The sequence below is a fragment of the Brevundimonas sp. AVps7 genome, assembly GCF_058681545.1.
This window is the reverse complement of sequence record NZ_CM178742.1, coordinates 1619564-1645956: the sequence shown is the minus strand read 5'-3', so window position 1 is coordinate 1645956 and position 26393 is coordinate 1619564. Positions and strand designations below refer to the sequence as shown.

27 protein-coding genes and 1 pseudogene are annotated in these 26393 nt (G+C 66.2%); 21 read left to right on the top strand and 7 right to left on the bottom strand.

Going from position 1 to position 26393, the window contains the following annotated elements; translation table 11 throughout:
• Positions 1-13: 13 nt before the first annotated feature.
• Positions 14-1147, bottom strand: coding sequence for a bifunctional 2-C-methyl-D-erythritol 4-phosphate cytidylyltransferase/2-C-methyl-D-erythritol 2,4-cyclodiphosphate synthase (locus ACW17Y_RS08110; protein ID WP_492038222.1), 1134 nt, complete (start codon positions 1145-1147; stop codon positions 14-16).
• Positions 1148-1211: 64 nt separating this feature from the next.
• Between ACW17Y_RS08110 and dusB the strand changes: the two genes are divergently transcribed.
• The 7 genes from dusB to ACW17Y_RS08075 all read left to right on the top strand — a co-directional run bounded on the left by dusB (position 1212) and on the right by ACW17Y_RS08075 (position 9727).
• Positions 1212-2273, top strand: coding sequence for a tRNA dihydrouridine synthase DusB (gene dusB / locus ACW17Y_RS08105; protein ID WP_492038221.1), 1062 nt, complete (start codon positions 1212-1214; stop codon positions 2271-2273).
• Positions 2270-4531 (top strand): sensor histidine kinase NtrY-like, encoded by a 2262-nt coding sequence (locus ACW17Y_RS08100; protein WP_492038220.1) that lies wholly within the window; start codon positions 2270-2272, stop codon positions 4529-4531. Before dusB ends, ACW17Y_RS08100 begins: the two co-directional genes overlap by 4 nt.
• A gap of 12 nt (positions 4532-4543) precedes the next feature.
• Positions 4544-5950, top strand: a complete 1407-nt coding sequence (ntrX, locus tag ACW17Y_RS08095) for a nitrogen assimilation response regulator NtrX (RefSeq protein WP_492038219.1) — start codon at positions 4544-4546, stop codon at positions 5948-5950.
• Positions 5950-6813 carry a D-amino-acid transaminase gene (locus ACW17Y_RS08090; protein ID WP_492038218.1) on the top strand — a complete coding sequence of 288 codons (864 nt, stop codon included), beginning with the start codon at positions 5950-5952 and terminating at the stop codon, positions 6811-6813. Before ntrX ends, ACW17Y_RS08090 begins: the two co-directional genes overlap by 1 nt.
• Positions 6814-6996: 183 nt before the next feature.
• Positions 6997-7242: an RNA chaperone Hfq gene (gene hfq / locus ACW17Y_RS08085; protein WP_013269198.1), complete on the top strand. Its 246-nt coding sequence runs from the start codon at positions 6997-6999 to the stop codon at positions 7240-7242.
• 218 nt (positions 7243-7460) lie between these two features.
• A complete protein-coding gene (hflX, locus tag ACW17Y_RS08080; RefSeq protein WP_492038217.1) occupies positions 7461-8759 on the top strand; it encodes a GTPase HflX in 1299 nt (432 codons plus the stop codon).
• A gap of 44 nt (positions 8760-8803) precedes the next feature.
• Positions 8804-9727, top strand: coding sequence for a 5'-nucleotidase (locus tag ACW17Y_RS08075; RefSeq protein WP_492038216.1), 924 nt, complete (start codon positions 8804-8806; stop codon positions 9725-9727).
• Positions 9728-9818: 91 nt separating this feature from the next.
• Here ACW17Y_RS08075 and ACW17Y_RS08070 read toward each other — a convergent pair whose 3' ends face one another.
• The 3 genes and pseudogenes from ACW17Y_RS08070 to ACW17Y_RS08060 form a co-directional block, all read right to left on the bottom strand.
• Entirely contained in the window at positions 9819-10802 is a 984-nt protein-coding gene (locus tag ACW17Y_RS08070) for an ImmA/IrrE family metallo-endopeptidase (protein WP_492038263.1), read from the bottom strand.
• A 45-nt stretch (positions 10803-10847) separates the two neighbouring features.
• Positions 10848-10976, bottom strand: a pseudogene (locus tag ACW17Y_RS08065) (helix-turn-helix domain-containing protein); the annotation flags it as partial.
• Between the two features lie 5 nt (positions 10977-10981).
• Complete coding sequence (locus ACW17Y_RS08060; protein ID WP_492038215.1) at positions 10982-11653, bottom strand: hypothetical protein; 672 nt, start codon at positions 11651-11653, stop codon at positions 10982-10984.
• 116 nt (positions 11654-11769) lie between these two features.
• Here ACW17Y_RS08060 and ACW17Y_RS08055 point away from each other — a divergent pair, with 116 nt between their 5' ends.
• Complete coding sequence (locus tag ACW17Y_RS08055) at positions 11770-12315, top strand: hypothetical protein (RefSeq protein WP_492038214.1); 546 nt, start codon at positions 11770-11772, stop codon at positions 12313-12315.
• A 3-nt stretch (positions 12316-12318) separates the two neighbouring features.
• Here ACW17Y_RS08055 and mazG read toward each other — a convergent pair whose 3' ends face one another.
• Together mazG and ACW17Y_RS08045 are read right to left on the bottom strand one after the other, a co-directional pair.
• Positions 12319-13104: a nucleoside triphosphate pyrophosphohydrolase gene (mazG, locus tag ACW17Y_RS08050; RefSeq protein WP_492038213.1), complete on the bottom strand. Its 786-nt coding sequence runs from the start codon at positions 13102-13104 to the stop codon at positions 12319-12321.
• Positions 13101-14459 carry an MFS transporter gene (locus ACW17Y_RS08045; RefSeq protein ID WP_492038212.1) on the bottom strand — a complete coding sequence of 453 codons (1359 nt, stop codon included), beginning with the start codon at positions 14457-14459 and terminating at the stop codon, positions 13101-13103. The genes mazG and ACW17Y_RS08045 overlap by 4 nt, the downstream gene beginning before the upstream one ends.
• 92 nt (positions 14460-14551) lie before the next feature.
• Here ACW17Y_RS08045 and ACW17Y_RS08040 point away from each other — a divergent pair, with 92 nt between their 5' ends.
• The 3 genes from ACW17Y_RS08040 to ygiD all read left to right on the top strand — a co-directional run bounded on the left by ACW17Y_RS08040 (position 14552) and on the right by ygiD (position 16705).
• Positions 14552-15430: a D-alanyl-D-alanine carboxypeptidase family protein gene (locus tag ACW17Y_RS08040; protein ID WP_492038211.1), complete on the top strand. Its 879-nt coding sequence runs from the start codon at positions 14552-14554 to the stop codon at positions 15428-15430.
• Entirely contained in the window at positions 15427-15885 is a 459-nt protein-coding gene (locus ACW17Y_RS08035) for a hypothetical protein (protein WP_492038210.1), read from the top strand. Before ACW17Y_RS08040 ends, ACW17Y_RS08035 begins: the two co-directional genes overlap by 4 nt.
• 64 nt (positions 15886-15949) lie before the next feature.
• Positions 15950-16705, top strand: coding sequence for a 4,5-DOPA-extradiol-dioxygenase (gene ygiD, locus ACW17Y_RS08030; RefSeq protein ID WP_492038209.1), 756 nt, complete (start codon positions 15950-15952; stop codon positions 16703-16705).
• Between the two features lie 243 nt (positions 16706-16948).
• Here ygiD and ACW17Y_RS08025 read toward each other — a convergent pair whose 3' ends face one another.
• On the bottom strand, positions 16949-18505 hold the full coding sequence (locus ACW17Y_RS08025) for an AMP-binding protein (RefSeq protein WP_492038208.1): 1557 nt from the start codon (positions 18503-18505) through the stop codon (positions 16949-16951).
• A gap of 206 nt (positions 18506-18711) precedes the next feature.
• On the opposite strand from ACW17Y_RS08025, the gene ACW17Y_RS08020 reads away from it, so the two are divergent.
• The 10 genes from ACW17Y_RS08020 (at position 18712) to ACW17Y_RS07975 (ending at position 26328) form a co-directional block, all read left to right on the top strand.
• Entirely contained in the window at positions 18712-19683 is a 972-nt protein-coding gene (locus ACW17Y_RS08020) for a hypothetical protein (RefSeq protein ID WP_492038207.1), read from the top strand.
• Between the two features lie 196 nt (positions 19684-19879).
• On the top strand, positions 19880-20842 hold the full coding sequence (gene lipA, locus ACW17Y_RS08015) for a lipoyl synthase (RefSeq protein ID WP_492038206.1): 963 nt from the start codon (positions 19880-19882) through the stop codon (positions 20840-20842).
• Between the two features lie 7 nt (positions 20843-20849).
• Positions 20850-21305, top strand: coding sequence for a type II toxin-antitoxin system RatA family toxin (locus ACW17Y_RS08010; RefSeq protein WP_492038205.1), 456 nt, complete (start codon positions 20850-20852; stop codon positions 21303-21305).
• Complete coding sequence (locus tag ACW17Y_RS08005; RefSeq protein WP_492038204.1) at positions 21302-22417, top strand: NAD(P)/FAD-dependent oxidoreductase; 1116 nt, start codon at positions 21302-21304, stop codon at positions 22415-22417. Before ACW17Y_RS08010 ends, ACW17Y_RS08005 begins: the two co-directional genes overlap by 4 nt.
• Positions 22410-22940: a GNAT family N-acetyltransferase gene (locus tag ACW17Y_RS08000; RefSeq protein ID WP_492038203.1), complete on the top strand. Its 531-nt coding sequence runs from the start codon at positions 22410-22412 to the stop codon at positions 22938-22940. The genes ACW17Y_RS08005 and ACW17Y_RS08000 overlap by 8 nt, the downstream gene beginning before the upstream one ends.
• Positions 22937-23458, top strand: coding sequence for a GNAT family N-acetyltransferase (locus ACW17Y_RS07995; protein ID WP_492038202.1), 522 nt, complete (start codon positions 22937-22939; stop codon positions 23456-23458). The genes ACW17Y_RS08000 and ACW17Y_RS07995 overlap by 4 nt, the downstream gene beginning before the upstream one ends.
• A 122-nt stretch (positions 23459-23580) precedes the next feature.
• Positions 23581-23763, top strand: a complete 183-nt coding sequence (rpmF, locus tag ACW17Y_RS07990; protein ID WP_029416334.1) for a 50S ribosomal protein L32 — start codon at positions 23581-23583, stop codon at positions 23761-23763.
• Between the two features lie 118 nt (positions 23764-23881).
• Positions 23882-24502, top strand: a complete 621-nt coding sequence (locus ACW17Y_RS07985; RefSeq protein ID WP_492038201.1) for a hypothetical protein — start codon at positions 23882-23884, stop codon at positions 24500-24502.
• A gap of 83 nt (positions 24503-24585) precedes the next feature.
• Complete coding sequence (gene eno / locus ACW17Y_RS07980) at positions 24586-25863, top strand: phosphopyruvate hydratase (protein ID WP_492038200.1); 1278 nt, start codon at positions 24586-24588, stop codon at positions 25861-25863.
• A gap of 147 nt (positions 25864-26010) precedes the next feature.
• Positions 26011-26328, top strand: coding sequence for an FtsB family cell division protein (locus ACW17Y_RS07975; protein ID WP_492038262.1), 318 nt, complete (start codon positions 26011-26013; stop codon positions 26326-26328).
• Positions 26329-26393 lie beyond the last annotated feature (65 nt).

The window sequence follows — 26393 nt, the reverse complement described above, 5'->3', positions numbered from 1 at the left end:
GTCAGGCGATTGATCAGGCAGGCAATTCGATTGTCGCGATGGCGGAGGCGGCCAGGCCTTCCTCGCGGCCGGTGAAGCCCATCTTCTCCATCGTCGTCGCCTTCACGCTGACAGCGTCGAGCGGCAGGTGCAGGATTTCGGCCAGCCGTTCGCGCATGGCCTGACGGTGCGGCTTCACCTTCGGCCGCTCACAAATCAGGGTGACGTCGACGTTCACCAGCCGCCCGCCGCGCGCCGTCAACCGTTCGACCGCATGGATCAGGAACTGGTCCGAGGCCGCGCCCTTCCACTTCGGATCAGTCGGCGGGAAGTGGTCGCCGATATCCCCGTCGCCCATGGCGCCCAGCACCGCATCGGTCAGGGCGTGCAGCCCGGCATCCGCGTCAGAGTGGCCGATCAGGGTCTGGTCGTGCGGGATCTCGACGCCGCACAGCCAGACGCTGTCGCCCGGCCCCCAGCGGTGGGCGTCGAACCCCTGACCCACGCGGGTCTGTCTGGCGATCAATGCCTCAGCCATGGCGAAATCCTCGGGATAGGTCAGTTTCATCAGTCGCGGATCGCCCTGGACCAGCCGAACCGTCCCGCCGTCCTGCTCGACGATGGCCGCATCATCTGTCGCCGCCGAGCCATCGGGCCAGACGGCGTAGGCGGCCAGCAGTCGGTCTGCGCGAAACGCCTGGGGCGTCTGCGCCCGCCACAGACCGCTCCGGTCGACCGTCGCGTTGATGCGATCGGCGCCACGCTTGAGCGTGTCGGAGACGGGCAGGGCGGCGATGGCCCCATCCGCGCCGGGGAGGGCGTCGAGCAACCGCAGGATAACCTCGGCGGACAGCAAAGGCCGCGCCGCGTCGTGGATAAGGACGGGCCTGTCCGACGCCCCGGTCAGACCCGCCAGCCCGGCGCGAACCGAATCCGCCCGCTCCGCTCCGCCTTCCACGGCACGCCAGTTCTCCAGCCCGGCCAGCGCCTTGGCCGCGCGCTCGAATGCGTCGCCAGAGACCACGACGACGACCTCCTCGGCCCCTGCCTTCAGCAAAGCTTCGACCGACCAGCGCACCACAGGCTTGCCGCCCAGCAGTCGCCACTGCTTGTCGCCTCCGGCTCTGGAGCCCGAGCCGGCCGCCACCACGATCGCTGCGAATGTCATGATCGCCTTCTAGGGGCCATGTTGCCGGTTGACGAGGGGCCAGGCTTCGCGTGTTGACGGACGAATGAGCACAGGGATTCAGATCGGCGACGTCGCCATTCCCGGACGGGTCCTGATGGCGCCCATGACGGGCATCACGGACCTGCCGTTCCGGCTGCTCGCCAGCCGCCTGGGCGCAGCCTATGTCGCGACCGAGATGGTGGCCGCCGCCGAACTGGCCCGTGCCCGGCCCGACGTCGTCCGACGCGCCGCGGTCGGCGACGGCCTGCCCCTGACGGTGATCCAGCTGGTCGGCCGCGATCCCGCCGCGATGGCCCAGGGGGCGCGCATGGCCGAGGCCGCCGGCGCCGACATCATCGACCTCAACTTCGGCTGCCCGGCCAAGGAGGTGACCGGTTCGGCTTCCGGGTCCGCCCTGATGCGAACGCCGGACCTCGCCGGCCGGATCATGGCCGCAACGGTGGCGGCGACCTCGCGCCCGGTCACCGTCAAGATGCGGCTCGGCTGGGACGACGACACGAAGAATGCACCTGAACTGGCCAAACGCGCCGAAGACCTCGGCATCAAGGCCGTCACCGTCCACGGCCGCACCCGCCAGCAGTTCTACACGGGCGCCGCCGACTGGGACGCCGTCGGCGCGGCCAAGGCGGCCGTCTCCATCCCCGTCATCGTCAACGGCGACATCATCACCGCCGAACAGGCGCGCGACGCGCTGGACCAGTCCGGCGCTGACGCCCTGATGCTCGGCCGCGGCGTCTACGGCCGCCCCTGGCTGGCGGCCCATCTCGACCGCGCCCTGCGCGACGGCACGGTTCTGGTCGAGCCGGATCGCCGGGAGCGGCTCGACATTGTCGTCGACCACATGCGGGCCTCCTGCGACTTCTACGGCGCGCAACTGGGCCTGCGGATGTTCCGCAAGCATCTGGGCTGGTACATCGAACAGGCGCCCTGGCCCGCCGATCCTGTCGAGAGACGCGCCGCCAAAAGCCGTCTCTGCCGGCTGGACCAGCCTGCAATGGTGGCCGGGGCCCTCGCCGACTTGTGGGCTCTGCCTCCGCCTTCGCTGTATTTCAGCAACTCTGCTGTTGAAGTTTCGCCACAGGTGGTCGAAGCTTCGGTGACATGACGGACACGCCCGCCACGCCCCCGGCAACAGAAGGCGACCCCTCCTTCTGGGGACGTCTCGCGGCCGGTCGGGCGCGAGCGGCCTTCGGCGCCGCCTATGTCATCGCCTTCCTGATCACCGGCGCAGCCATCTGGCTCGTGGCCGTGGCGCCGGGCGCCAGCGCCGGCGATGACGCGCGCGCAACCGCCAGCCGCGCCATACTGTTCATCCTGCTGGCCAATCTGGTGCTGATCGTCGGTCTCGCGACCATCATCGGCGGCCGGGTCATGCGCCTGTCGCAGCGCAGGAAGGACGACCCGGGCGCACGGCTGCACCTGCGTTTCGTGGCCTTGTTCTCGCTGGTTGCGGTTGTGCCTGCCGTCCTGATCGCCCTGGTCTTCGGCCTTCTGGTCAATCGCGGCGTCGATCAGTGGTTCAGCCAGAACGTCAGTTCTGCCGTGGACAACGGCGCCTCCATTGGCAAGGCCTACGTCGCCGACGTGAACGCGGGGCTCCAGCGCGACCTCGGCACCATGGCGAACGAACTCGGCGGTGTCCGCGACGCCTTCGACAATCGAATCCAGTTCTCCACCGCCCTGACCCAGATTGCCGACTTCTTCGGATACCCCGCTGTTTATATCCTGAATGGCGAGGGCCAGGTTCTGGCCCAGAGCGATCTGCCCGACGCCCCCGCCTACGTGGCGCCGCCGCGAGAGGCGTTCGAGACCGCCGCCGAAGGGGTCAATGTCCCTCTCGCAGTCACCGAGCATCCCGACACGATCCGCGCTCTGTATCCTCTGCCTGACTATGGCGAAGCCTACCTGTACGTCGTCCGCCCCCTGGCGCCGGGGCTGATCGCGCGGATGCGCAATGGCGAGGAATCGATCCAGGCCTATCGCGTCGCCGAGGAAAGCCGCGCCCGTATCCAGGCCGCCTTCGCCCTCAGCTATCTGGAAACGGCCCTGCTGGTGCTCGTCGGCGCCGTCTGGCTGGGCATGTCTGCCGCCAGCGCCATCTCGGCGCCCATTGGCCGTCTGGTGATGGCGGCGGATCAGGTCGCGGCCGGCGATCTCAGCGCCCGGGTCGAACCCGACGGCGCCCCCGGTGAGATCGCCACCCTGTCGCACGCCTTCAACCGCATGACCGGCGACCTGCAGGCCCAGCAGGCTGCGCTCAAAACGGCCAGCGATGAGGCCCAGGACCGCAGCCGCTTCATCGAGACCGTCCTGTCCGGCGTCAGCGCCGGGGTCATCGGTCTCGACAAGCGCAGCCGGATTTCTGCGATCAATGACAGCGCCTTGCAGCTGCTTTCGATCTCTGAAGTTGAGGTTCGCGGCAAGGCATTGGGCGTCGTGGCGCCCGAGCTTGCGGAACTGGTGAAGCGCGTCGAAGCCCATATCGAGGAAGACATCGACGTCGCCCGCGAAGGCGAGACCCGGCGCCTGCGCGTCCGCATCGAAGGCGGCGTCGGCGGCGAGATGGTGCTGACCTTCGACGACATCACCCGTCTGGTCACGGCCCAGCGCAACGCCGCCTGGCGCGATGTCGCCCGCCGGATCGCCCACGAGATCAAGAACCCGCTGACCCCGATCCAGCTCTCGGCCGAGCGACTGAAGCGGAAGTTCCGTCCCGGGATCACCGAGGATCTCGAGATCTTCGACCGCTGCACCGACACCATCATCCGTCAGGTCGGCGACATCGGCCGGATGGTCGACGAGTTCTCCTCCTTCGCCCGCATGCCGGCTCCGCGGTTCACCAACGAGAACCCGGCTGAACTGTTGCGCGAGGCTGTCTTCGCCCAGCGCGTCGCGGCTCCTGACCTGCCGGTCGAACTGGTCGAACCCCTGCCCAAGGCGAAGATGAAGGCCGATGGCCGGATGGTCGGACAGGCCCTGGCCAATATCCTCAAGAACGCCGGCGAGGCCGTTGCGGCCCGGCGTCTGGCCACGCCCGCCGACGAGGATCAGGTCGCCATCATCGCCCGCCTCGAGGTCGAGGAAGGCGTCGCGACCTTCATCATCGAGGACGACGGCAAGGGCCTGCCGGTCCGCGATCGCGATCGCCTGACCGAGCCCTATGTCACCACGCGCGAGAAGGGCACCGGCCTCGGCCTCGCCATCGTCAAGCGTATCTGTGAAGACCACGGCGGCGAGCTGAAACTGTCAGATGCCGACAGCCTGCACGGCGCCAAAATCTGCCTGATCTTCCCCCTCAACCCCACCGGCAAGGCCGGGCGTGAAGCGGAGCCTCGCGGCGCCGGCGCCCCGGCGGCCGAATAGTAGCGAGGCGTCATGCGTTCCACCGGAGCCGATATCCTGGTCGTAGACGACGAGGCCGACATCCGCGACCTGGTCTCGGGACTGCTCGAGGACGAGGGCCACGCCGTGCGCGTCGCCTCCAGCTCCGAAGAGGCCCTGGCCGGCATCCGCGCCCGCAAGCCCAGCCTGATCGTCCTCGACATCTGGATGCAGGGCGGGGGCATGGACGGGCTGGAGCTGCTCGACCTGGTCAAGACGCTCGACGCCGACCTGCCCGTCGTCATGATTTCCGGCCACGGCAATATCGAGACGGCCGTCAGCGCCCTGAAGCGCGGCGCCTATGACTTCATCGAGAAGCCGTTCAAGTCCGACCGCCTCGTCGTCGTCATCGAACGCGCCCTGGAATCCGCCCAGCTGAAGCGCGAGAACCGCCGCCTGCGCGCCGTGGCCATGACCCCCACCGGTCTGATCGGTCGCTCGGCCGCCGCCCAGGTGCTGCGCACAAACATCGTCAAGGTCGCGCCGGCCAACAGCCGCGTCCTGATCTCGGGCCCTCCGGGCTCGGGCAAGGAGCTGGTCGCCCGCCAGATCCACGAGGCCAGCCCCCGCGCCAAGGGCGAGTTCGTCGCCATCTCGGCCGCCGGGATGACCCCCGAACGCCTCGATCTGGAGCTGTTCGGCGAGGAGGGTCACGACGGCCGTCCGCGCAAGATCGGCGTCTTCGAACGCGCCCACAACGGCACCCTCTACCTCGACGACGTCGGCGACATGCCGCGCGAGAGCCAGAGCCGCATCCTGCGTGTCCTGGTCGAACAGCGCTTCCGGCGCGTCGGCGGCGAACAGGACGTCCAGGTCGACGTCCGCGTCGTCACCTCGACCTCGCGCGACCTGAAGACCGAGATCACCGAAGGCCGCTTCCGCGAGGACCTGTTCCACCGCCTCAACGTCGTCCCCATCCGCGTCCCGCCCCTGTCGGAACGCCGCGAGGACATCGGCGAACTGGTTGAATATTTCATCGAGACCTTGAGCGTGTCGCAGGGCCTGCCGCGCCGCCGGCTGGGCGACGACGCCATCGCCGTGCTCCAGGTCCACCCCTGGCCGGGCAACGTTCGCCAGCTGCGCAATAACGTCGAGCGGCTGCTGATCCTGGCGACCGGCGACCTCAACGACCCGATCTCTGCCGACATGCTGCCCCAGGAAGTGGCGTCGACCGGCGGGGGAGGGATGGGCGCCGAACGCACCATCGCCCTGCCTCTGCGCGAGGCCCGCGAGGTGTTCGAGCGCGAATATCTGGCGGCGCAGATCATGCGGTTCGGCGGAAACATCTCGCGCACCGCCGCCTTCATCGGCATGGAGAGGTCAGCCCTTCACCGCAAACTCAAATCGCTGGGCGTGTCGCCCTCGCGCGGCGGGGAAGAAGACGAAGGGAGCATCGACTGATGTCGCGCGTCGCCTATGTGAACGGGGTCTATCAGCGCCACTCCGAGGCGACGATCCATGTCGAGGATCGCGGCTTCCAGTTCGCCGACGGCGTCTATGAGGTCTGGTCGGTGTTCGACGGCCGGATGGCCGATTTCGAAGGCCACATGACGCGTCTGCACCGCAGCCTCAACGAGCTGCGGATCGACATTCCCATGTCGGTCGAATCCCTGACCCGCGTGCTCAAGGAAACCATCCGCAGGAACCGCGTCCGCGACGGCATCGTCTATCTGCAGGTCACCCGCGGCACGGCCCGGCGCGACCACCCGTTCCCCGCGCCCGGCACCCCGCCCAGCGTCGTGGTTACCTCGAAGTCCCTGAGCTCTCGCAAGTCCGACGCCCAGGCCGCCAAGGGCGTCGCCGTCGTCACCCATCCCGACATCCGCTGGGGCCGCTGCGACATCAAGACCGTCGGCCTTCTCCCCAACGTGCTCGCCAAACAGGCGGCCCGCGACAAGGGCGCCTATGAGGCCTGGATGGTCGACGAGATGGGTCTGGTCACCGAGGGTTCCTCGACCAACGCCTGGATCATCGACAAGTCCGGCAAGCTGCGCACGCGCGACACCCAGGCCAATATCCTCAAGGGCATCACCCGCACGGCCATCATGGCGATGATCGAGGAGGAGGGGATCGAGCTCGACGAACGCCCCTTCAGCGTCGACGAGGCCAAGGAGGCCAGGGAAGCCTTCTTCACCGCCGCCGGCGCCTTCGTCATGCCGGCCGTCTCGATCGACGGCGTGAAGATCGGCGACGGCAAGCCCGGCCCGATCGCAACCCGGCTCCGCGCCCGCTATCTGGAAGAGGCCAAGCGGGACTCGGTCTGACCGCTACCGGACACCGCCTTGCGGTTGTCGCTCGCGCGAAATCCATCACGCGATGAAATCGGTTACCGCGACTGTTGCGACGCGCGAGCGCCGGGGGCTAAGGTGTGCGGGCCGGGCGTTCGATCCGGACCCGCGATCCTCCCCGACGCGGTGAAAACCAAGAAAGAACAGGATTAACCTGCCATGTCGCAAGACAAGCGTCAGAACCTTCAGGACACCTTCCTCAACTCCGTCCGCAAGACCAAGACCCCGCTGACCATCTTCCTCGTCAACGGCGTCAAGCTGCAGGGCATCGTGACCTGGTTCGACAACTTCTGTGTGCTGCTCCGTCGCGACGGCCAGTCCCAGCTCGTCTACAAGCACGCCATCTCGACGATCATGCCGTCGGCGCCCGTGCAGCTGTACGAACCCGAGGCCGACGAGGACTGAGGGCTCTCTTTCTCCGTCCACCCCGGCGCAGGCCGGGGTCCAGAGGGCGGATTCGGCTGCTCGTCAAAGAAGCCGGGCATTGATCCATGCCGCCTCGGAGTGTGATCTGGACCCCGGCCTTCGCCGGGGTGCACGGTGGGTTGGGCGAACCTGGGCCGTTGATTTGGCGGCCAAACCGCCCATCTAGCAACAGCCAGTCCCCAACCAACAGAGACCCTTTGAACTCCAAACTCATCGACCATTCCGTCCCGCTGATCCGCGCGGTCGTCATCCATCCCGACCTGGGCGAGCGCGCCTCGCGTCCGGCCGAGGAGCGTCTGGAGGAGGCCGCCGGCCTCGCCCGGGCCCTGGACCTCGACGTCCGCGCCGAGGAGATCGTGCGTCTGCGCAAGACCACGCCCGCGACCCTCTTCGGGGCCGGCAAGGTCGAGGAACTGGCCGCCCTGATCCGCGCCGCCGAGGCCGAGGCCGCCGTCATCGACTTCGACCTGACCCCGGTCCAGCAGCGCAATCTGGAAAAGGAATGGGACTGCAAGGTCATCGACCGCACCGGCCTGATCCTCGAGATCTTCGGCCGTCGCGCCCGGACCAAGGAAGGCAAGCTGCAGGTCGAACTGGCCCGGCTCGACTACGAGAAGTCCCGCCTTGTTCGCACCTGGACCCACCTGGAACGCCAGCGCGGCGGCACCGGCTCGACCGGCGGCCCCGGCGAGACCCAGATCGAGCTCGATCGCCGCCTGATCGCCGACCGCATCGTCAAGCTGAAGGGCGAACTGGAGGAGGTCCGCCGCACGCGCGGCCTGCACCGGAAACAGCGCAAGAAGGCCCCGTTCCCCGCCGTCGCCCTGGTCGGCTACACCAACGCCGGCAAGTCGACGATCTTCAACCGTCTGACCGGCTCCGAGGTCCTCGCAAAGGACCTGCTGTTCGCCACCCTCGACACGACCCAGCGCACCATCCGCCTGCCGCAAGGCCGCCCGGCCATCATCGCCGACACCGTGGGCTTCATCTCCGACCTGCCGCACGAACTGGTCGAGAGCTTCCGCGCGACCCTGGAAGAGGTGGGCGAGGCCGACCTGATCCTGCACGTCCGCGACATCGCCTCGGCCGACAGCGCCGCCCAGGCGAAGGACGTCGAAGATGTCCTGAAACAGATCGAACAGCCTGAGGGCAAGCCGCGCCGCATCCTCGAGGTCTGGAACAAGACCGACCTGCTCGACCCCGAGGCCCGCGAAGAGGTCGAGGGCCAGGCCGCCCGCTCGGGCAATGCCTCGGTCGCCGTCTCCGCCTGGACCGGGGAGGGGATCGAGACCCTGCGCCAGGCCATCACCGACCTGATCGACGACGACCCCGAGACCGAACTGATCCTCCAGCCCTCACAGGGCGAGGCCCTCGCCTGGCTCTACGAGCACGGCCGGGTCACGGCGCGCGACACGGACGATGAGGGGCGGATGCTGCTGACCGTGCGGCTCGACCCGCAGGCGATGGGGCGGTTCGAGCGGCAGTTCGGCACGTAGTACCTCAGGTTGTCGAACGTGGTTCTCGTTCCCATGTGCAAGCTATGGCTTATCCGATTGAAAAGAAGCTGGTGGTCGGCATCAGTTCTACCGCTCTCTTCGACCTGACGAAGGAACATCAAATATTCCTGGACGAAGGACTCGATGCCTTCCGCAAATACCAAGCGGACCATGCGTCAACGCCTCCTGAGCGGGGAGCCGCCTTTCCCTTCATTCGACGCTTGCTGCACCTCAACAAGCTCTTCCCTGAGCAGAGCCCGGTGGAAGTCGTCATGCTTTCCCGAAACGATCCCGAGGCCGGGCGAAGAATGATGAATGCGATGCCTCACTACGGTCTGGACATCACCCGCTCGTTCTTCCTCTCCGGCTCGGCACCTTATCCGTACATGAAGTCGGTCAACGCTTGTTTGTACCTGAGCACGAACAAGGACGAGGTGAAGGACGCGATCGCTCAAGGCTATCCGGCGGGTCATGTTTTGCCGTGCGCCGCCAAGGACGACGACGAGGACAATCAACTCCGGATCGCCTTCGACTTCGATGGCGTGCTGGTCGACGATGAGGCGGAGTCAAAATACGCCGACGGCGGTCTTCCGCTGTTCCACCACTACGAAGTCGCCAATAAGGACCGGCCGCTGAAAGATGGACCTCTGATGCCTCTTCTGCAGCAGATTTCAGCGATCCAGACGATGGAGCGCGACAACAGCCGGAAGGTCAACGACCCGTCAAAAGCGGTTCGGGTAGCCATTGTGACCGCGCGAAACGCACCGGCTCATGAGCGACTTTTGAACACGATGAAGAACCTGAACATCGAGCCGGATGAGCTGTTCCTGACGGGTGGGATCGAGAAGAAAAATATCCTCGACGTCCTCAAGCCGCAGATCTTCTTTGATGATCAGATTGGCCATCTCGAACCTGCCTCTGAAAGCACGCCCTGCGTCCACATTCCCTTCGGGATCCGCAATCAGTAGGCGCTGCCCCCATAGCCGATGGAGCGATTGCAAATGGAGGTGAGGGCGGTTCGCCGCCCTCTCGATCGACTCTTACTACGACCTTTTGCAATCACTCATCGCCACCAACTCTCTCGTTCTGGTTGGAGAACTGGAGCTTAATCACCCGCCGATCTAAGTAGCCAGGTTCAACGCCCGCCAATGCCTCGACGTCGGACATGTTCATACATAGCGAGCTCTCAATCTGGTCGCGTGTGAACACGCCGTGCTCGACCAGCATCTCGATACCTTGTTGCAGCACGTTCGGCTTTGCCACCGGAAAGCGATCATCCAATGGCTCGACCTTCCGAATCTTCCGCGCGTTCATCTGGCGGAAAATGTAGGAAAATTGGTTCTCAGACAGGATGTTCAAATCCCGACACCGGTAGGCCATAGCCGCGATTGCGACTCCCCACCGCTCCTTGAGGGCGAGGAAATAGTCTATCGAAGTGCCTAGCACTTCCCTGCTGAACGACTCCGCCGGCAAAAGGAATGCACTGGCGAAGCGATTGGCTTGGCGCTCGATTCGGTCGAGATTATCGATCGTGATCTCGACATCCGAGTGCATAACGAGATGCCCCAGCTCATGCGCTAGATTGAACTTGTCTCTAGGTCCGCTTGTCACCTCGGCCGACAGCAGGATGAATGCTCGTCCACCGATCCAGCAACTAACCGCGTCCATGTCAGCACATTGGACTTGCTCCCGGACCAAGATAACGCCGTGTCGTTCAAGAACGTGCGCCAAATCACGAATTGGCCCGCGACCAAGGTTCCAGTGATCCCGCAGAGCTTCGGCCGCAGCCTCGATCTCATCGACATCGTCGCGATCAGCATCGAACCACACCGCCGGTAGGCTAAGCGGTGGCAGATCGACAAACCGTCCGACCATTGTCGCAATGTCGCCGGCCCACTGAAGGCGGCGAATAATGCGCTTGCGCTCCTGCTGTTCCATTCGCTTCAGGCTGCGGAAGAACGGCGACTTTGGTTCACCCGCACGGGCCGGCACCGTCGCGAAGAACGCCATCGGCTGAGCGGTTTCGGCCACGATCTTCCTCATCACCTCTCCGCTAGGAGAGGCTTGGCCGGTCTCATACTGAGCGACGGCTTGGCGTGTGACGCCCAAGCGCTCTGCAAAGTCCTCCGCACTGAAGCCCCGCCCTTCACGGGCCTCACGGATTCTCTCCGGAATGGGCTTAGCGGTCTGCCGTTCGGTCCCCACACCGCTACTCATATTTTTCACTCAGGTTTCATTGCTTCGCCGCTGTCCTCGCCCTTCTGCAGCGATTCCTCAATGTGCTCGCGGAAGCGAAGGCGCATCGCGGCCGTGGGCGTCTCAGCGTGCGCGGCAGGGGTAGCGTTACGGGCCGCACGCTCGATGACATTGATCCGCGCCAGCCACTCGTCCCGCGATGCCTTGGGCATGCCCCAACACACGTGGGCCAGACCAGGGCCATCGACGCCGAAGGTAAGCCAAGCATAGCTTTCGACCGACGCCCTCATGCCGGGGAGCAGCACGATATTGTCGGCGAACAGGTCGAGTTGGTTGGAGAGCCGTTGATCCTGCCGCGTGGGCGTGTCTTCGGGGAAGGCGGCAGGGCCGTCCGTGCGGCAGATATGGGCACGGTAATTGGCGGACCGAAGTTCCACCCAGTGGCCGCCGCCTTTGGGCATGCGATCGATCGAAGCATCGAATGGCAGATCGCCCGTCTTACAGAGCTCGTGGATTCGGAACAGCACTGCTGCGCGCCGTAGATGCCCGCGCAAGTCCTTGCCCACCGGGGTCGAAAGGAACAATTCGTTTTCAAGGGCGGCGTTCGCCAGCAGGACCCCCTGCCGTACACCTAGTATGACGGCCGCGTCGGTCGAGGGCGGGAAAGCCGTCTCAAGTTGGGTTTGAAAGACAGACACGGCGACTCCTCTGGACGACCTGCAAGAGGATTCCCGAAAAGCTACACTCACGTCAAGTAACATTCGCAGATGGCCCGCGACCGGTTCTGACGTAGCCGCATGCCAGACTGCCCGGCATGACCTCCAGCACGCAACTCAACCCCGCCGACCTCGACGGTCTCGGCGGCGACTATTGGGACCATGCCCGGCGGGAGTATCTCGCGGGCGTGAAGGCGACGACCGTCTGCCAGCGGTACGGCATGTCGCTGAGTTCCTTCCGGCAGCATGCGCGGGTCGGGGGCTGGCGGCGCATGGACCAGCCCGGATGCGAGGCGCCGCCCGAGTTCGGCGAATACCATCCCGACGACAATGTCAGCTTCGCCGACCTGGCCGCCGAGGCCTTCCTGAACATCCGCCGGGCCCTGGGCATGGGGCGCGCGTCCGAGGCCTCGACCTGGATGCGCGTCTACGACAGCCTCGCCGACCGCGCCCGCTCCGAGGTCATGGCCGACCTGCCCGACATCACGCCGCCCTTGCTGGAGTCCAGACGCGAGCCGCTGAGGCTGGTCGCGGCGGAGGACGCGAACGTTAACGATTTAAATGCCATAGGGCAAACTTCCGAGACGGCCTCGCAGGAATCGGACTCTCTGCACCCGGTCCGGACAGAGTCCATTTCTCCCTGACGATCAGGCCCGCTCCGCCGCCTTGGCCGCGTCCCACAGACCGTCCATCTCGGCCAGATCCGACTGGTCCGGCGTCCGCCCGGCCTTCGCCAGTTCCGCCTCGATAAAGCAGAAGCGCCGCACGAACTTGGCGTTGGCCCCGCGCAGGGCGTCCTCCGGCTCGACCCCCAGTTTCCGGGCCAGGTTGGCGACGACGAACAACAGGTCGCCCATCTCCTCGCGGGCCTTGTCCAGGTCCCCGGCGGCGATCTCGGCCTTCAGCTCGGCGACCTCCTCGTCCAGCTTGTCGAAGACCTCATCCGTACTGGGCCAGTCGAACCCGACCCGCGCCGCCCGCTTCGTCAGCTTGGCCGCGCGGTGCAGGGCGGGCAGGCCCACGGGCACATCGTCCAGCACGCCATGCTGGGCCTTGGACGCCCGCTCGGCGGCCTTGATGTCCTCCCAGCGCAGCTTCTGGGCCGGGCCCGAGATCTGCGGATCCTCGTCGGCGAAGACATGGGGATGGCGCCGGACCAGCTTGTCGCACATGGCCTCGGCCACGTCGTCATAGGCGAACAGACCCTGTTCCTCGGCCATCCGGGCATGGAAGACGACCTGGAACAGCAGGTCGCCGAGCTCGGTCTTCAGCTCGCCCATGTCGCCCCGCTCGATGGCGTCGGCGACCTCATAGGCCTCCTCGATCGTATAGGGGGCGATGGTCGCGAAGGTCTGTTCGACATCCCAGGGACAGCCGCCGTTGGGGTCGCGCAGCCGGACCATGATCGCCTTGAGCCGGTCGGTCGGGGTCATGCGGCGGTCCCGTCCCGGGCCTCCAGCTCGCGCCGGATCTCGTCATGCCGGGCCGGCGTCAGCGGGTAGTTCTTCAGCAGCAGGGCCGCGCTGGCCAGCAGCAGTCCGGGCAGGGCGATGAACAGGATCTGGAGGATCAGCAGCGAGCTCTCGCTGTTTCCCCCCGCCGGCGCGATGGCCTGGAAGCCGACCCACTGCAGGATCAGATAGGGGATCAGGGCCACGACGTGCCCGACCTTGGTCGTCGCCGACAGGATGGAGAACATCAGCCCGGTCCGGTCCACCCCGGTCTCCAGCCTGACCTCGTCGCCCACGTCCGCCATCATGGCCCGCAGCAGGAACAGGCCCGCGGCATAGGGCAGCCCGGCGATGAACATGGCCGCCGCCGTCACGGCGAAGTTGCCGCCTGGGACAAGGGTCGCCCCGATGTAGAAGGCCGCGAACACCAGACTGGCCACGGCCAGGGCCTTGTCCTTGCCGATCCGCGTCGCCAGCCAGGCCCAGAACGGGGCCCCGATCAGGCCGGCCACGAAATACAGCAGCATGAACAGCGACGCCTGGGTGTGGTCGTAACCCTTGATCTGGCCGAAGAAGAAGAACAGCAGCGACCCCGTGATCCCCGGCGCGACGCCCAGCACTACGTCGGCCAGCAGCAGCTTCCTGACCGCCTTGCGCTTGAACAGCTCCAGATAGGCGCCCAGCCCGCCGTGCGGCGCGGCGCCCGCGTTGACCGGCTCCGGCACGACGAACAGGGCCAGGGCGATGGTGACGGGCAGGGCGATCAGGATGGCCCAGCCCATGATCCGCACGCCGTCGACATAGTTCCCGATGCCCGTCTGGATCACTACCGTCGGCAGGATCAGGATCAGGATCACCCCGACGATGTTGAACACCTGCCACCAGCCATAGACCCGGCTGCGCTGGTCGTACTCGGGCGCCAGGACCGAGGCCCAGCCGAGCTGGCCCAGGGTCCCCATCGAGAAGCCGAGATAGAGAACCAGCAGCCAGGCGAACAGATAGACCGGCCCCGCGCCCGGCTGGACCACCACGAACATCATGAAGGCCGCCAGCATCAGGATCGGCGTCGAGGCGACCATCCACGGGCGATAGCGGCCGAACCGCGTCTTCGTCCGGTCCATGGCCCAGCCGATGAACGGGTCGAAGGTGATGTCGATCAGGCGCACCGCCATGAACACCGCCGCCACGACCCCCAGCTCCAGCCCCACGTGGGTGGCGTAGAACTCCGGCAGGGTGACCGGCAGGGCCACCCCAAAGGCGGCCAGGGGCAGGCAGACCGAGGAGAAGGCGGCGAGCACGCCGTTGCTGCGGCGGGGCGACCTGGAGGTGTCGGACATGCGGAGATCCAGCGGCGGCGCCTCGACTCGGCGACGGCTCACCATGCCAGTTTTGATCGCGACGGGAGAGGGGCCTTGCTTGCGCCGCAACGGTGAGGCTTCCTCTCCTGATGCGCATGGGGATGGCGGGATTGATCGTGGCGGCGGCCCTGGCCTGGGGTCTGCCCAACGCCGCCTTGGCCCAGGGGCGGTGCGAGACCCAGCGGCAGGTCTGGGCCGATCAGGCGGTGGCCAACGCCATCTCCCTCTACTCGCTGGAGTGGACCCCGTTCGGGGCGACGGAGGTGGGCTGGGGCGCCTATCTGCCCCTGCTGCAGAATGAACTGGGTACGGACTGCGAGCCGGGCGCCTCCGACTTCGCCGCAGCCCTGGCGACCTTCCAGGCGCGGTACGCGCTGCCGGCCACCGGGGTCTTCGATCAAGCGACCTTCGAGGTCCTGAAGGGGGTGCTGCAGGAGCGAAGGCCGTTCGTCATGGCGCGGGTGCGCGATGAGTGCCCCGATCCGCCGCCGCTGCGCGAGCTCGGCTATCTGGAGGCGCCCGAGGAGCATGCCGACCGGCTGACCCGGCTCCTGAGGCGCGACGTGCTGGCTTCCTATCGGCGCATGGTCGCCGCAGCCCGGGCCGAGGTTCCGGAGGTCCGCAACGATCCGGAATTGCTGCAGATCTTCTCCGGCTTCCGCGATCCGGAGGCGGATGCGGCGCGGTGTGCGGCGGAGCGGAACTGCGACGGGCTGAGGCGGGCGGTCTGTTCGCCCCACAGGACCGGGACGGCGGTAGATCTCTATGTCGGCCAGTTGCTGGGGATGGGCGTCGATTCGACCCATCCGGAGAGCCGCCAGCATATGACCCAAGGGGCCACCTATCGCTGGTTGGTCAAGAACGCCGGGCGGTTCGGCTTCGTGCCCTATATCTACGAGCCCTGGCACTGGGAGTGGACCGGGGCCTCGGCGGGTTACGGCACGCCATGAGGGCTCTGACCGAAGGCGAGAAACGGCTGGCCCGGAGCGAGTTCGGGCAGGCGCTGGAGTTCGAGACCATCCGGCTGGCCCCCACACCGTGGCCGTTCGATCGGGCCTTTGTGCCGGGGCGATGGTTCGGGCGGGACTGGGTCCTGTGGCCGGGGCGGAGCCTGCCTGCGGACTTCGCCGTGGCGCCGGTGAGCCTTCAGGCCGTGCTGATCCACGAACTGGTTCATGTCTGGCAGGCTCAGCAGGGGGTGAACCTGCTGGCCGGGAAGATCAGGGCAGGGGACGGGCCCTCGGTCTATGGCTATCCCAAGGCCCCGTGCGGCTGGGATGAGCTGAACATCGAGCAGCAGGCCGTGACGGTGGAGCATCGGTTCCGGGCGGGGCGGGGCCAGCGGGTCCCCGAGGAGGCCTCGCTGTACGGAGGCCTCTGCCCCATCAGACAGCCCGGGGCTTGAACGGCGCGCCTGCATCGCCACATCTGCTACTGTAGTTGTTTCAATACGCAGGAAGCCCGTCGCCATGCGCCAGCCCGCCGTCTTCTTTGGCCACGGTTCGCCGATGAACGCCCTGGGCGGTCCCTATGCGGACGTCTGGCGTGCGGTCGGCGAGGCCATCGGCAAGCCGAAAGGCGTGGTCATGGTCTCGGCCCACTGGGAGACGCACGGGCTCGGCGTGACGGCGCAGGAGCGGCCTGAAACCATCCATGATTTCGGTAACTTCGGCCCGGAACTGCACGCGATGCAATATCCGGCGCCGGGGTCGCCCGAGCTGGCCCGGCGGGTGGCCGGGCTGGTCGGCGCGCAACCCGTCGAGATGTGGGGACTGGATCACGGCACCTGGTCGGTGCTGGTCCATGTCTGGCCGGAGGCGGACGTGCCGGTCGTTCAATTGTCGCTCAACCGCGACCTGACGGCGCGCCAGCACTATGATCTGGCCAGGCGGCTGAAGCCCCTGCGCGACGAGGGCTATGTCATCGCCGGCAGCGGCGACTTCGTCCACAATCTGCGGACCTGGAAGCGGGACGGCGGTGAGGCTTATCCGTGGGCAAACAGCTTCAACGAAGCGGTGAAATCGGCCTTCGAGCGCGGCGATCATGACGCCCTGATCGACTGGGTCGACCTGGCCGAGGAGGCGCAACTGAGCGTGCCGACGGATGAGCACTATCTGCCGCTGCTCTATGTCGCCTCCCAGGCCGAACCCGGCGAACCGGTCGCCTTCTTCAACGACGTGATCGAAGGTGGCTCGATCTCGATGACGGGGGTGCGGATCGGCTGATTACGTCCGTTCGTCCGGACGAAAAACAGGGGGACGAAACGGACGAAACGGACGAACCGGTTCGAACTCCATCCAAAATCCGCGACTTACGCAGAATACTTCAGGCTGGCATCCCGCCTGGAGCGGACGGCGCGGACACTTGTGGATACGGTTTTCAAAGACCCGGCCACGCAGATGGTTGCGGCCTCTCGCCTCCGCAAGAGCGAGACAAGAAAATATTCTCAGGCCGCTGACATGGCGGGATCAGGCCGCCTCGGCCAGATCCACCAGCGACTGGATCGCGACATAGTCGGTCTTGCCCGTGCCCAGCACCGGCAGTTCGCGAACCCTGACGATCTTCTTGGGCACGGCCAGCTCCGGAGCCCCGTGCGCTCGGGCCCATTCGGCGATCTTGCCGACGTCGGCGTCGCTGCGCTCGGTGACCAGGACCAGCTTCTCGCCCTTGCGGCTGTCGGCGATCGAGATGACCGCGTGCCGCTGCTCGGGCCAGACGGCCTGGACCAGACCCTCCACGGCGCTGAGGGAGACCATCTCTCCGCCGATCTTGGCGAACCGCTTCACCCGCCCGAGGATGGCGATATAGCCCTCCGGATCGATATCGACGATGTCGCCGGTGTCGTGCCAGCCGCCGTCCAGAGGGTCGATCTTCGTCGGATCGTCGGGCGACATATAGCCGGCCATGACGTTCGGGCCGCGCAGGAACAGGCGTTTGCCCTCGGCGATGCCCTCGACGGCCTCCAGACGCGCCTCCATGCCGGGCAGCAGTTGGCCGACGGTGCCGGGCCGGTTGCGGTCGGGATGGTTCACCGCGACCACGGGAGCCGCTTCGGTCGCGCCATAGCCTTCCAGCAGCTTCACGCCGCCGAATTTGGTGTTGAACAGGTGATGGGTCTCGTCGCGGACCCGCTCGGCGCCGGCAACCACGAACTGCAGGGTGCGGAAATCGTCCGGCGAGGCGACGCGCGCCCACTGGTTCAGGAAGGTGTCGGTCGCGAACAGGATGGAGGCCTTCACCTCGGCCAGCAGGGCGACGATCTGTTTGCCATGCAGGGGGGAGGGGTACTGGAAGGTCTTCAGCCCGTTCAGGATCGGCAGGATAACGCCGCCGGTCAGACCGAAGCAGTGGAAGGTCGGCAGGGGATTGAACATCACCCAGTCCGGATCGAGCGGTATGTGGGCGTTCACCTGACGCGCATTGGCGACGAGGTTCTTCTGGCTCAGCAGCACGCCCTTGGGCGCGCCGAAACTGCCGGAGGTGAATAGAACCACGCCGGGATCTTCGGGTTTCGTGCGGATCCGGAAGCGTTTGGGCGCGATGCCGGCCATCAGGCCGAACAGCTTGTCCTGCAGGCCGATGGTGGCGCGGACGTCGTCCAGCCATACGATCTCGGCGACCGTCTCCAGCTGGACGATCAGCTCATCGAGCTTGGCCTGTTCGACGAAGCGTCGGGCGCACAGGATCTTTTTCACGCCCGCCGCCTGGATCGCCGCCTTCAGGTTCCGCTCGCCGGAGGTGAAATTCAGCATCACCGGCACGCGACCAAAGGCGTGCAGGCCGAAGAAGGTCACGACGACGCCCATCGACGACGGCAGCAGGATGCCGACCCGCTCGGCAGGCTGGGTCATGGCCGCGATCTTGCGGCCCAGGACGAAGGCTGCGCGGATCAGGCCGGTGTAGGTGAGGGGCTTCCGGTCCTGGTCCTCCAGGATTTCCTTGTCGCCGTATCTGGCGCGCGCCGCGATCAGGGCGTCGAACAGGGATTCTTCGCCTGCCGATGGGTCGAGGCCGGGCCTAAGCAATACGCGTCTCCTCCGGAGGGCATTGGCGTCGCCCCCTCGCTGTCAGGCGCGCAAACTAGTTAAGCGACGCCACGATGAAAAGATGCGTTACACGGCGTGAGGCTTTGGGGTGCACGGGGTGCAAGCCTTAATGTCTCACGGGCGCCGATCCCAGGCTCGGGCCAACTTCCGCTTTCGACCCTTTGCGGACGTCGGAGCACAGCGCAATGATCGACTGTGTCCCCAATCGAACCCATTGTGCGACCAGTGCTGTATGCAAATATGGTTCTCCGATGTTCCAGAATTTAGCAGTCTACTTCTATCAAAATGTCGTTGCCTCTTACGAGGCTTACGTCGGAGAGCGCGAGGCTGAAACGAGTGGGCGCTTCCGTCATCTGAGAACTGCCGTCCAGTGCGCCAGCGTACTCTTTCACTTCAGAGAGCACCTCACCGCGCCAAACAAGATGACATGGCGCGATGTCTACGCTGCCTGTCCTGACTATCGGCTGATTGCCAACATCGCGAACACGACGAAACATCACGCGCTAACGTCAGACGACCCTATCGGCACGCCGTTAGTGTCGAGGGTTGAGGATCTGCAAGAGGTCAGCGTCGTGGTCTTGTATGAGGACGATCAGGGTCGCTATCCGGACGCGCGAACCGTTGTGCTTGCCACCTGTTCTGACGGCGTCGAGCGGGACGTGGATATTGCTCTGACCAACGTCCTCAACTTTTGGGGCGGACAACTACTGGCTTGGGGCGTGACCAACTATCAGGCCCGTCCAGTCCCCTATCGACCTGGGTCTGCCTTGATAAGCCGAGAGAGAGCCAAATCTCCCGGCCTCGAAGCGCTAAAAGGCATCGATTTCACGCAAAAGATGCGATTGAAGGAATGGGATGCCCAAACGGAGACTGCGAACCCGGTCGATCTTACCGGCAAGGAACTCCAGTTCCGGATGTACAAACCGTCGTACAAGCTCGGCCTCGGCTTCACTCATCCAAACTATCCGGACGACGAGCCTGTCGAAGTCGAGTTTGATCTCACGGAAGAAGAATCCGCCCGCGTTCACGCGGCTCAAAATGATGCTGAGCGCAACGCCGTCTACACGGCGCTGGCCGACGCGAGGCGGGAGGAGATTCATACTCAGGTTAAAGAGCTGATCGAGAGGAGGCGTGGAGAGGGTGATGACCGAGATTAAGGCTGCATCTACTTCTGAACGCAGACACCCCGGATGACTGCTTTCCACCCTTAGCGTCCGTTGAGCGAGTCTGTTTAAGGGCCGGTCCATTTTCGGCAGTCGGGCGTCCGCGCACACCGTCACACCCCGTGACTTGCCTTCCGAAGGCGGAACGACGACATACCCTGTTCAAGTTCCTGGAGCCCGGCCCGCCTCGATGGTCACCCTCATCGACACCCTGACGCGCAAACCGTCAGACCTGCGTCACCCGGAAAAGCAGAACCGGCCCGAGACCGCCGTGCTGCGCAAGCCCGACTGGCTGAGGGTCAAGGCTCCGGGATCGGGCCAGTACAACGCCACGAAAGAGATCGTCCGCTCCAAAGGGCTGGTCACCGTTTGCGAGGAGGCCGCCTGTCCGAACATCGGCGAGTGCTGGAGCCAGAAGCACGCCACCCTGATGATCATGGGCGACACCTGCACGCGGGCCTGCGCCTTCTGCAACGTCAAGACGGGCCTGCCCCAGCCGCTCGATCCGGAAGAGCCGGCCAAGGTCGGGCTGGCGGTGTCGCAGCTGGGCCTGAACCACGTGGTCATCACCTCGGTCGACCGGGACGATGTCTCGGACGGGGGTGCGGCCCATTTCGCCGAGGTGGTGCGCCAGATCCGCCTCCAGGCGCCCGACACCACCATCGAAATCCTGACGCCCGACTTCCTGCGCAAGGACGGCGCGGCCGAGGTCATGATCGATGCGACCCCGGACGTGTTCAACCACAACCTGGAAACCGTGCCGCGGCTCTATCTGAAGATCCGACCGGGCGCGCGGTACTTCCACTCCCTGCGCCTGCTGCAGATGGTCAAGGAGCGCGACCCCAACCAGTTCACCAAGTCGGGGATCATGGTGGGTCTGGGCGAGACCAAGGAGGAGGTCATGCAGGTGATGGACGACATGCGGTCCGCCGGCGTCGACTTCATCACCATCGGCCAGTACCTGCAGCCGACCCGCAAACACGCGGCCATTGACCGGTTCGTCACGCCCGAAGAGTTCAAGGCCTATGAGGCGATCGCCCGGGCCAAGGGCTTCCTGATGGTGTCGTCTTCGCCCCTGACCCGCTCGTCGCACCATGCCGGGGACGACTTCGCCCGGCTGAAGGCGGCGCGTCTGGCCCAGACCGGACGCTGACCGCCGCTTGGCCGTCCACCGCGTCACCCGCATCCTGCCCTGGACGCCCGCCCAGCTTGCCGATCTGGTGGCGGACGTGGAGGCCTATCCGCGTTTCGTGAAATGGGTGACGGCGATGCGGGTGTGGAACCGGCGGGAGGAAAGCCCTGGCGTGTCCCTGCTGGACGCCGAGGCGGCCGTTGGATTCTCGTTCCTGAAGGAGCGGTTCTCGACCTGGGTCCGGCATGACACCAATGCGCCGTCCGTCGAGGTCGGGCTGTTGCGCGGGCCGTTCCGGCACCTGAAGAACCGGTGGACTTTCCACGCGATTCCCGAGGGTACGCGACTGGAGTTCATGATCGACTTCGCCTTCAGGTCGCCGCTGCTGAATGCGGCGCTGCAGGCCAATTTCGACCGGGCGGTCTCCTCGCTGATCGGCAGTTTCGAGGACGAGGCGGCGCGGCGGTACGGCAGGCCGAAATGACGGGGTTCGACTTCGACGCGGTCGTGGTGGGGGCAGGGGCCGTGGGCCTTGCCTGCGGACGGGCGCTGTCGAAGCGGGGGCTGACGGTGCTCGTGCTCGAGAAGGAACCGCACATCGGTCAGGGGGTGTCCTCGCGGAACTCCGAGGTCATCCACGGCGGGCTCTACTATCCGACCGGATCGCTGAAGGCGAAGTACTGCGTCGAGGGTCGGCGGGCGCTCTACGCCTACCTCGACAGTCACAAGATCGACTACCGCAAATGCGGGAAGCTGGTTGTGGCGACGAAGGCGGACGAGGTCGGGCTGATCGAGACCATATTCCAGCAGGCGACGACCAACGGCGTCGAGGGGCTGGAGCATCTGACGGGCGAACAGGCGCGGGCGATGGAGCCCGAACTGAACGCCCACGCCGCCATCCTGTCGCCCGAGAGCGGCCTGTTCGCCAGCCACGACTATATGCTGTCGCTGGAAGGCGAGATCGAGGACGGCGGCGGGTCGGTCGTGGTCTCGACGCCGTTCGAGCGGGCCGAGCCCCTGCGGGGCGGTGGGTTCCGCATCACGGCGGGCGGAGAGGGCGGAGCGACCCTGACCTGCCGGCTTCTGGTCACCGCTCCCGGCCTGTCGTCGCAGGATGTCGCCGCGAAGATCGAGGGCTTCCCGACCGACCACATTCCAAAGGGCCATTTCGGCAAGGGCGTCTATTTCCGGCTGACGGGCAAGGCGCCGTTCGAGCGGCTGATCTATCCGCCGCCGATCGCGGGGGCGCTGGGCACCCACTATCGCAAGGATCTGGGCGGGCAGGCGGTGTTCGGACCGGACCTCGAATACGTCGAGACCGAGGACTATTCTGTCGATCCGGCCCGGGCCGAGGGGTTTGCGACCTATATCCGCCGGTTCTGGCCGGGCCTGCCCGACGGCGCGCTGACGCCGGACTACGCCGGCATCCGGCCGAAACTGCATGGGGCCGGAGAGCCTCAGCCGGACTTCCAGCTGCGCGGGAGGGACGACCACGGCATCGTGGGGCTGGTGGCCCTGTTCGGCATCGAGAGCCCGGGCCTGACGAGCTCACTTGCGATCGGTGAGGCGGTTGCGGCAATGCTTGAGCATGACTGAGCTCCTGATCCGCGACGCCGAGGCGTCGGACATCCCGGCCCTGCACGGCCTGATCGAAAGCGCCTATCGCGGCGAAGCCTCGCGCGCCGGCTGGACCACCGAGGCCGACCTGCTGGGCGGGCAGCGAACCGATGCGGAGGAACTGGGCGTCATCATCGCCGATCCGAATCAGTTCCTGCTCACGGCCTGGGACGGATCCGGGCTGGTCGCCTGCGTGCGGGTTCTGAAGCTGTCGGACGAGGCAGGGTATTTCGGGATGTTGTCGGTGCGCCCGACGCTACAGGCCTCGGGCCTGGGCGGGCGCATGGTCGCTGCGGCCGAATCGGCCATGGTCGAGCGATTTGGCGCCCGACGGTCCCGAATCCAGGTTTTTCCCCAGCGACAGACCCTGATCGCCTGGTACGAACGGCTGGGCTACGTCCCGACCGGCGAGACCGCGCCGTTTCCCTACGATGATCTGCGCATGGGGCTGCCGCTGCGGGACGACCTGAGCTTCATCATCCTTGAGAAGCCCCTGGGATGACGACGATCCGCACCGGGCGTCTCGTTCTCCGCCCCGCGCAATCTGATGATCTGGACGCCATCCACGCCGTTCTGTCGCACCCGGAGGCCATGCGCTGGTGGTCGACGACGCCGCACGAGGACATCGAACAGTCGCGCGTCTGGCTGGAGGGGATGATCGCCAATACGGCGGCGGGCGCGGCGGATTTTGTCGTCGAATACAGTGGTCGCGTCGTCGGCAAGGCCGGCTGCTGGAAGGCGCCCGACGTGGGCTATATCCTGCATCCCGACGTCTGGGGGCAGGGACTGGCGAGCGAGGCCCTCGGCGCCGTGATCGATCACGTCTTCGCCACGACGGACCTCGACACCCTCACTGCGGATGTCGACCCGAACAACGCCGCATCGATCAAGCTGCTGGAGCGGCTGGGCTTCGTCAGGACCGGCGAGGCGAAGGCGACCTGGCATATCGGCGGACAGTGGATGGACAGCCTCTATTACGGTCTCCAACGGTCTCGCTGGCAGATGCGTCGGGAGGGTTGAACTTCCGTCCGGCTTGAGGCATAAGCCCGCGCTCGCTGGCGGCTCTTTCGAAGGGCCGCCGCTTCTGTTTTTTGCGTCAGGCCCTCCCGGGAACCGGCGCCGTATACGAGATCGAGACGGACATGGCCGTTCCTAAGCGCAAAGTATCGCCCTCGCGTCGCAACATGCGCCGCGCCCACGACGCCCTGGGTACGAACCCGTACACCGAGGACAAGGACACGGGCGAACTGCGTCGCTCGCACCACATCGACCTGAAGACCGGCACCTATCGCGGCCGCCAGGTCCTGACGCCCAAGGAAGACTAGTTTTCTAGGCGAGGCCGGGCTCCGGTCTCGAGACGAAACTCTGAAGTTTACGGCGCGCGGTTCACCCGCGCGCCGTTTTCGTGCGTTTATGGCGCCTCAACCGTCGAGGAGCGTCTCCATGATCCGCACCCTAACCGCCACCGCAGCCGTCGCCCTGCTGCTCGCCGCCTGCGGCCAGCCCGAGGCCACGCCGCCCGCATCCGCGCCTGAAACCCCCGCAACGACGGCGCCGACCACGCCCGCGCCTGACGCCAACGCCCTGACGGCCGGCGGCTATGGTCCGCTGCGGATCGGCATGACACGCGCCGAGGTCGTCACGGCCCTCGGCGACGACAGCGACCCGAATTCGGTCGGCGGGGCCGAGCCCGAGGTCTGCGACCAGTGGCGTCCGGCCCGTGCGCCCGAGGGCGTGCTGGTGATGATCCAGGACGGCGTCCTGACCCGGATCTCGGTGGCCTCGCCCTCGACGCTCAAGACCGATCGCGGCTTCGGCGTCGGCGATACGGCCGCCGCCATCAAGGCCGCCTATGGCCCCCTGGCCGTCGCCACCCCGCATAAATACTCCGAGCCGCCCGCCGAGGACATCTTCGTCTGGGCCAGCGGCGGTCCGTCCACCGCGGGCGCCTGGGTCGATGACGCCGCCGCGCGCGGTGTTCGCTACGAGATCGACGGAGAGGGCAGGGTCTCGATCGTCCACGTGGGCGGCCCGGCCATCCAGCTGGTCGAAGGCTGCTCGTAACGCCTCGTCAGCCGATGGTTGGCGATTCGCAGGCGTCGCGCTAAAGCCCGACGCCTGCACTCCCTCGCACCGAAAGCCTCCCCATGACCGACATCGCCGACATCGTCGCCCGCCAGATTCTCGACAGCCGGGGCAACCCCACGGTCGAGGTGGATGTGGTCCTGGATGACGGCAGCTTCGGTCGAGCGGCCGTGCCCTCGGGCGCCTCGACCGGCGCGCACGAGGCTGTCGAACTTCGCGACGGCGACAAGGAACGCTGGGGCGGCAAGGGCGTCCAGAACGCCGTCGACGCCGTCAACGGCGAGATCTTCGACGCCCTGTCCGGCATGGACGCCGAGGACCAGCGTCGGATCGACGAGGCCCTGATCACCCTGGACGGCACCGAGAACAAGGGCCGTCTGGGCGCCAACGCCATTCTCGGCGTGTCGCTGGCGGTGGCCAAGGCCAGCGCCATCTCAGTCGGTCTGCCGCTGTTCCGCTATGTCGGCGGCATCTCGGCCCGCGTCCTGCCGACCCCGATGATGAACATCATCAACGGCGGCGCCCACGCCGACAATCCGATCGACATCCAGGAGTTCATGATCCTGCCGACCGGCGCAGAGAGCTTCTCCGAAGGCCTGCGCATGGGGTCGGAGATCTTCCACGCCCTGAAGAAGCAGCTGAAGGACGCCGGCCACAACACCAACGTCGGCGACGAGGGCGGCTTCGCCCCGAACCTGGCCTCGGCTGAGGAAGCCCTGAGCTTCATCACCAAGGCGGGCCAGGCGGCCGGCTATCTGGCGGGCGAGGATTTCCATCTGGCGCTCGACGTCGCCGCCACCGAGTTCTTCAAGGACGGGGCCTACAACATGGCCGGAGAAGGCAAGATCCTGGGCGGAGAAGGCATGGTCGCCTATCTCGCCGACCTGTGCGAACGCTTCCCGATCGTGTCGATCGAGGACGGCTGCGCCGAGGACGATTTCGAGGGCTGGAAGCTGCTGACGGATGCTCTGGGCGAACGCGTCCAGATCGTCGGCGACGACCTGTTCGTCACCAACCCGGCCCGTCTCGCGGCCGGAATCGGCGAGGGCCTGGCCAACTCCATCCTGATCAAGGTCAACCAGATCGGCACCCTGTCCGAGACCCTGGACGCCGTCGATATGGCCCACCGCGCCGGCTACACGGCCGTCATGAGCCACCGCTCGGGCGAGACCGAGGATTCCACAATCGCCGACCTGGCCGTCGCCACCAACTGCGGTCAGATCAAGACCGGCTCCCTGGCCCGTTCGGACCGGACGGCCAAGTACAACCAGCTTCTCCGCATCGAGGAACTGCTGGGCGACCAGGCGAGCTACTACGGCGACGGCATGCTGCTGAAATAGGGGCAGAGAGGGGCGGGCGTCATCGACGTCCGCCCTTCACCGCAAAACACGTAATTCTACGGCAAAGCTAGGGTTTGTTAGGCATTTCCGGTCACAAACGATCAACTGTGACCACGCTCAGAAGGAGCGTTCGTATTGCCCGAACGGATGAAGCCCTACTCGTTGTCTGCGTTCCTCTTTTTGCTCGTCATGTATCTGGGGGTCCAGGCGCTGACGGGCGAACGCGGACTCCTCAGCGGCGCGGCGCGCGATGCGCGGCTGGCCCAGCGCGAGGCCCAACTCACCACCCTGACCGAACAGCGCGCGGACCTCGAGGTTCGTGTTCGCTACCTGCGCACCGGCAGCCTGTCGCGTGACCTGCTGGAAGAGCGGGCCCGCGCCGTGCTCGGTTTCAGCGATCCGCGCGACTATGTAGTCCGCACCGTCGCCGCCGCGCCAACCACTGCGAGCGCAAACCTCTCCTGAACTCTTGTTACAGCCCAGGTAGCGTGCTTTGCCTTTGGGGAACGAAGGCTGCTACAGCCGCTTTC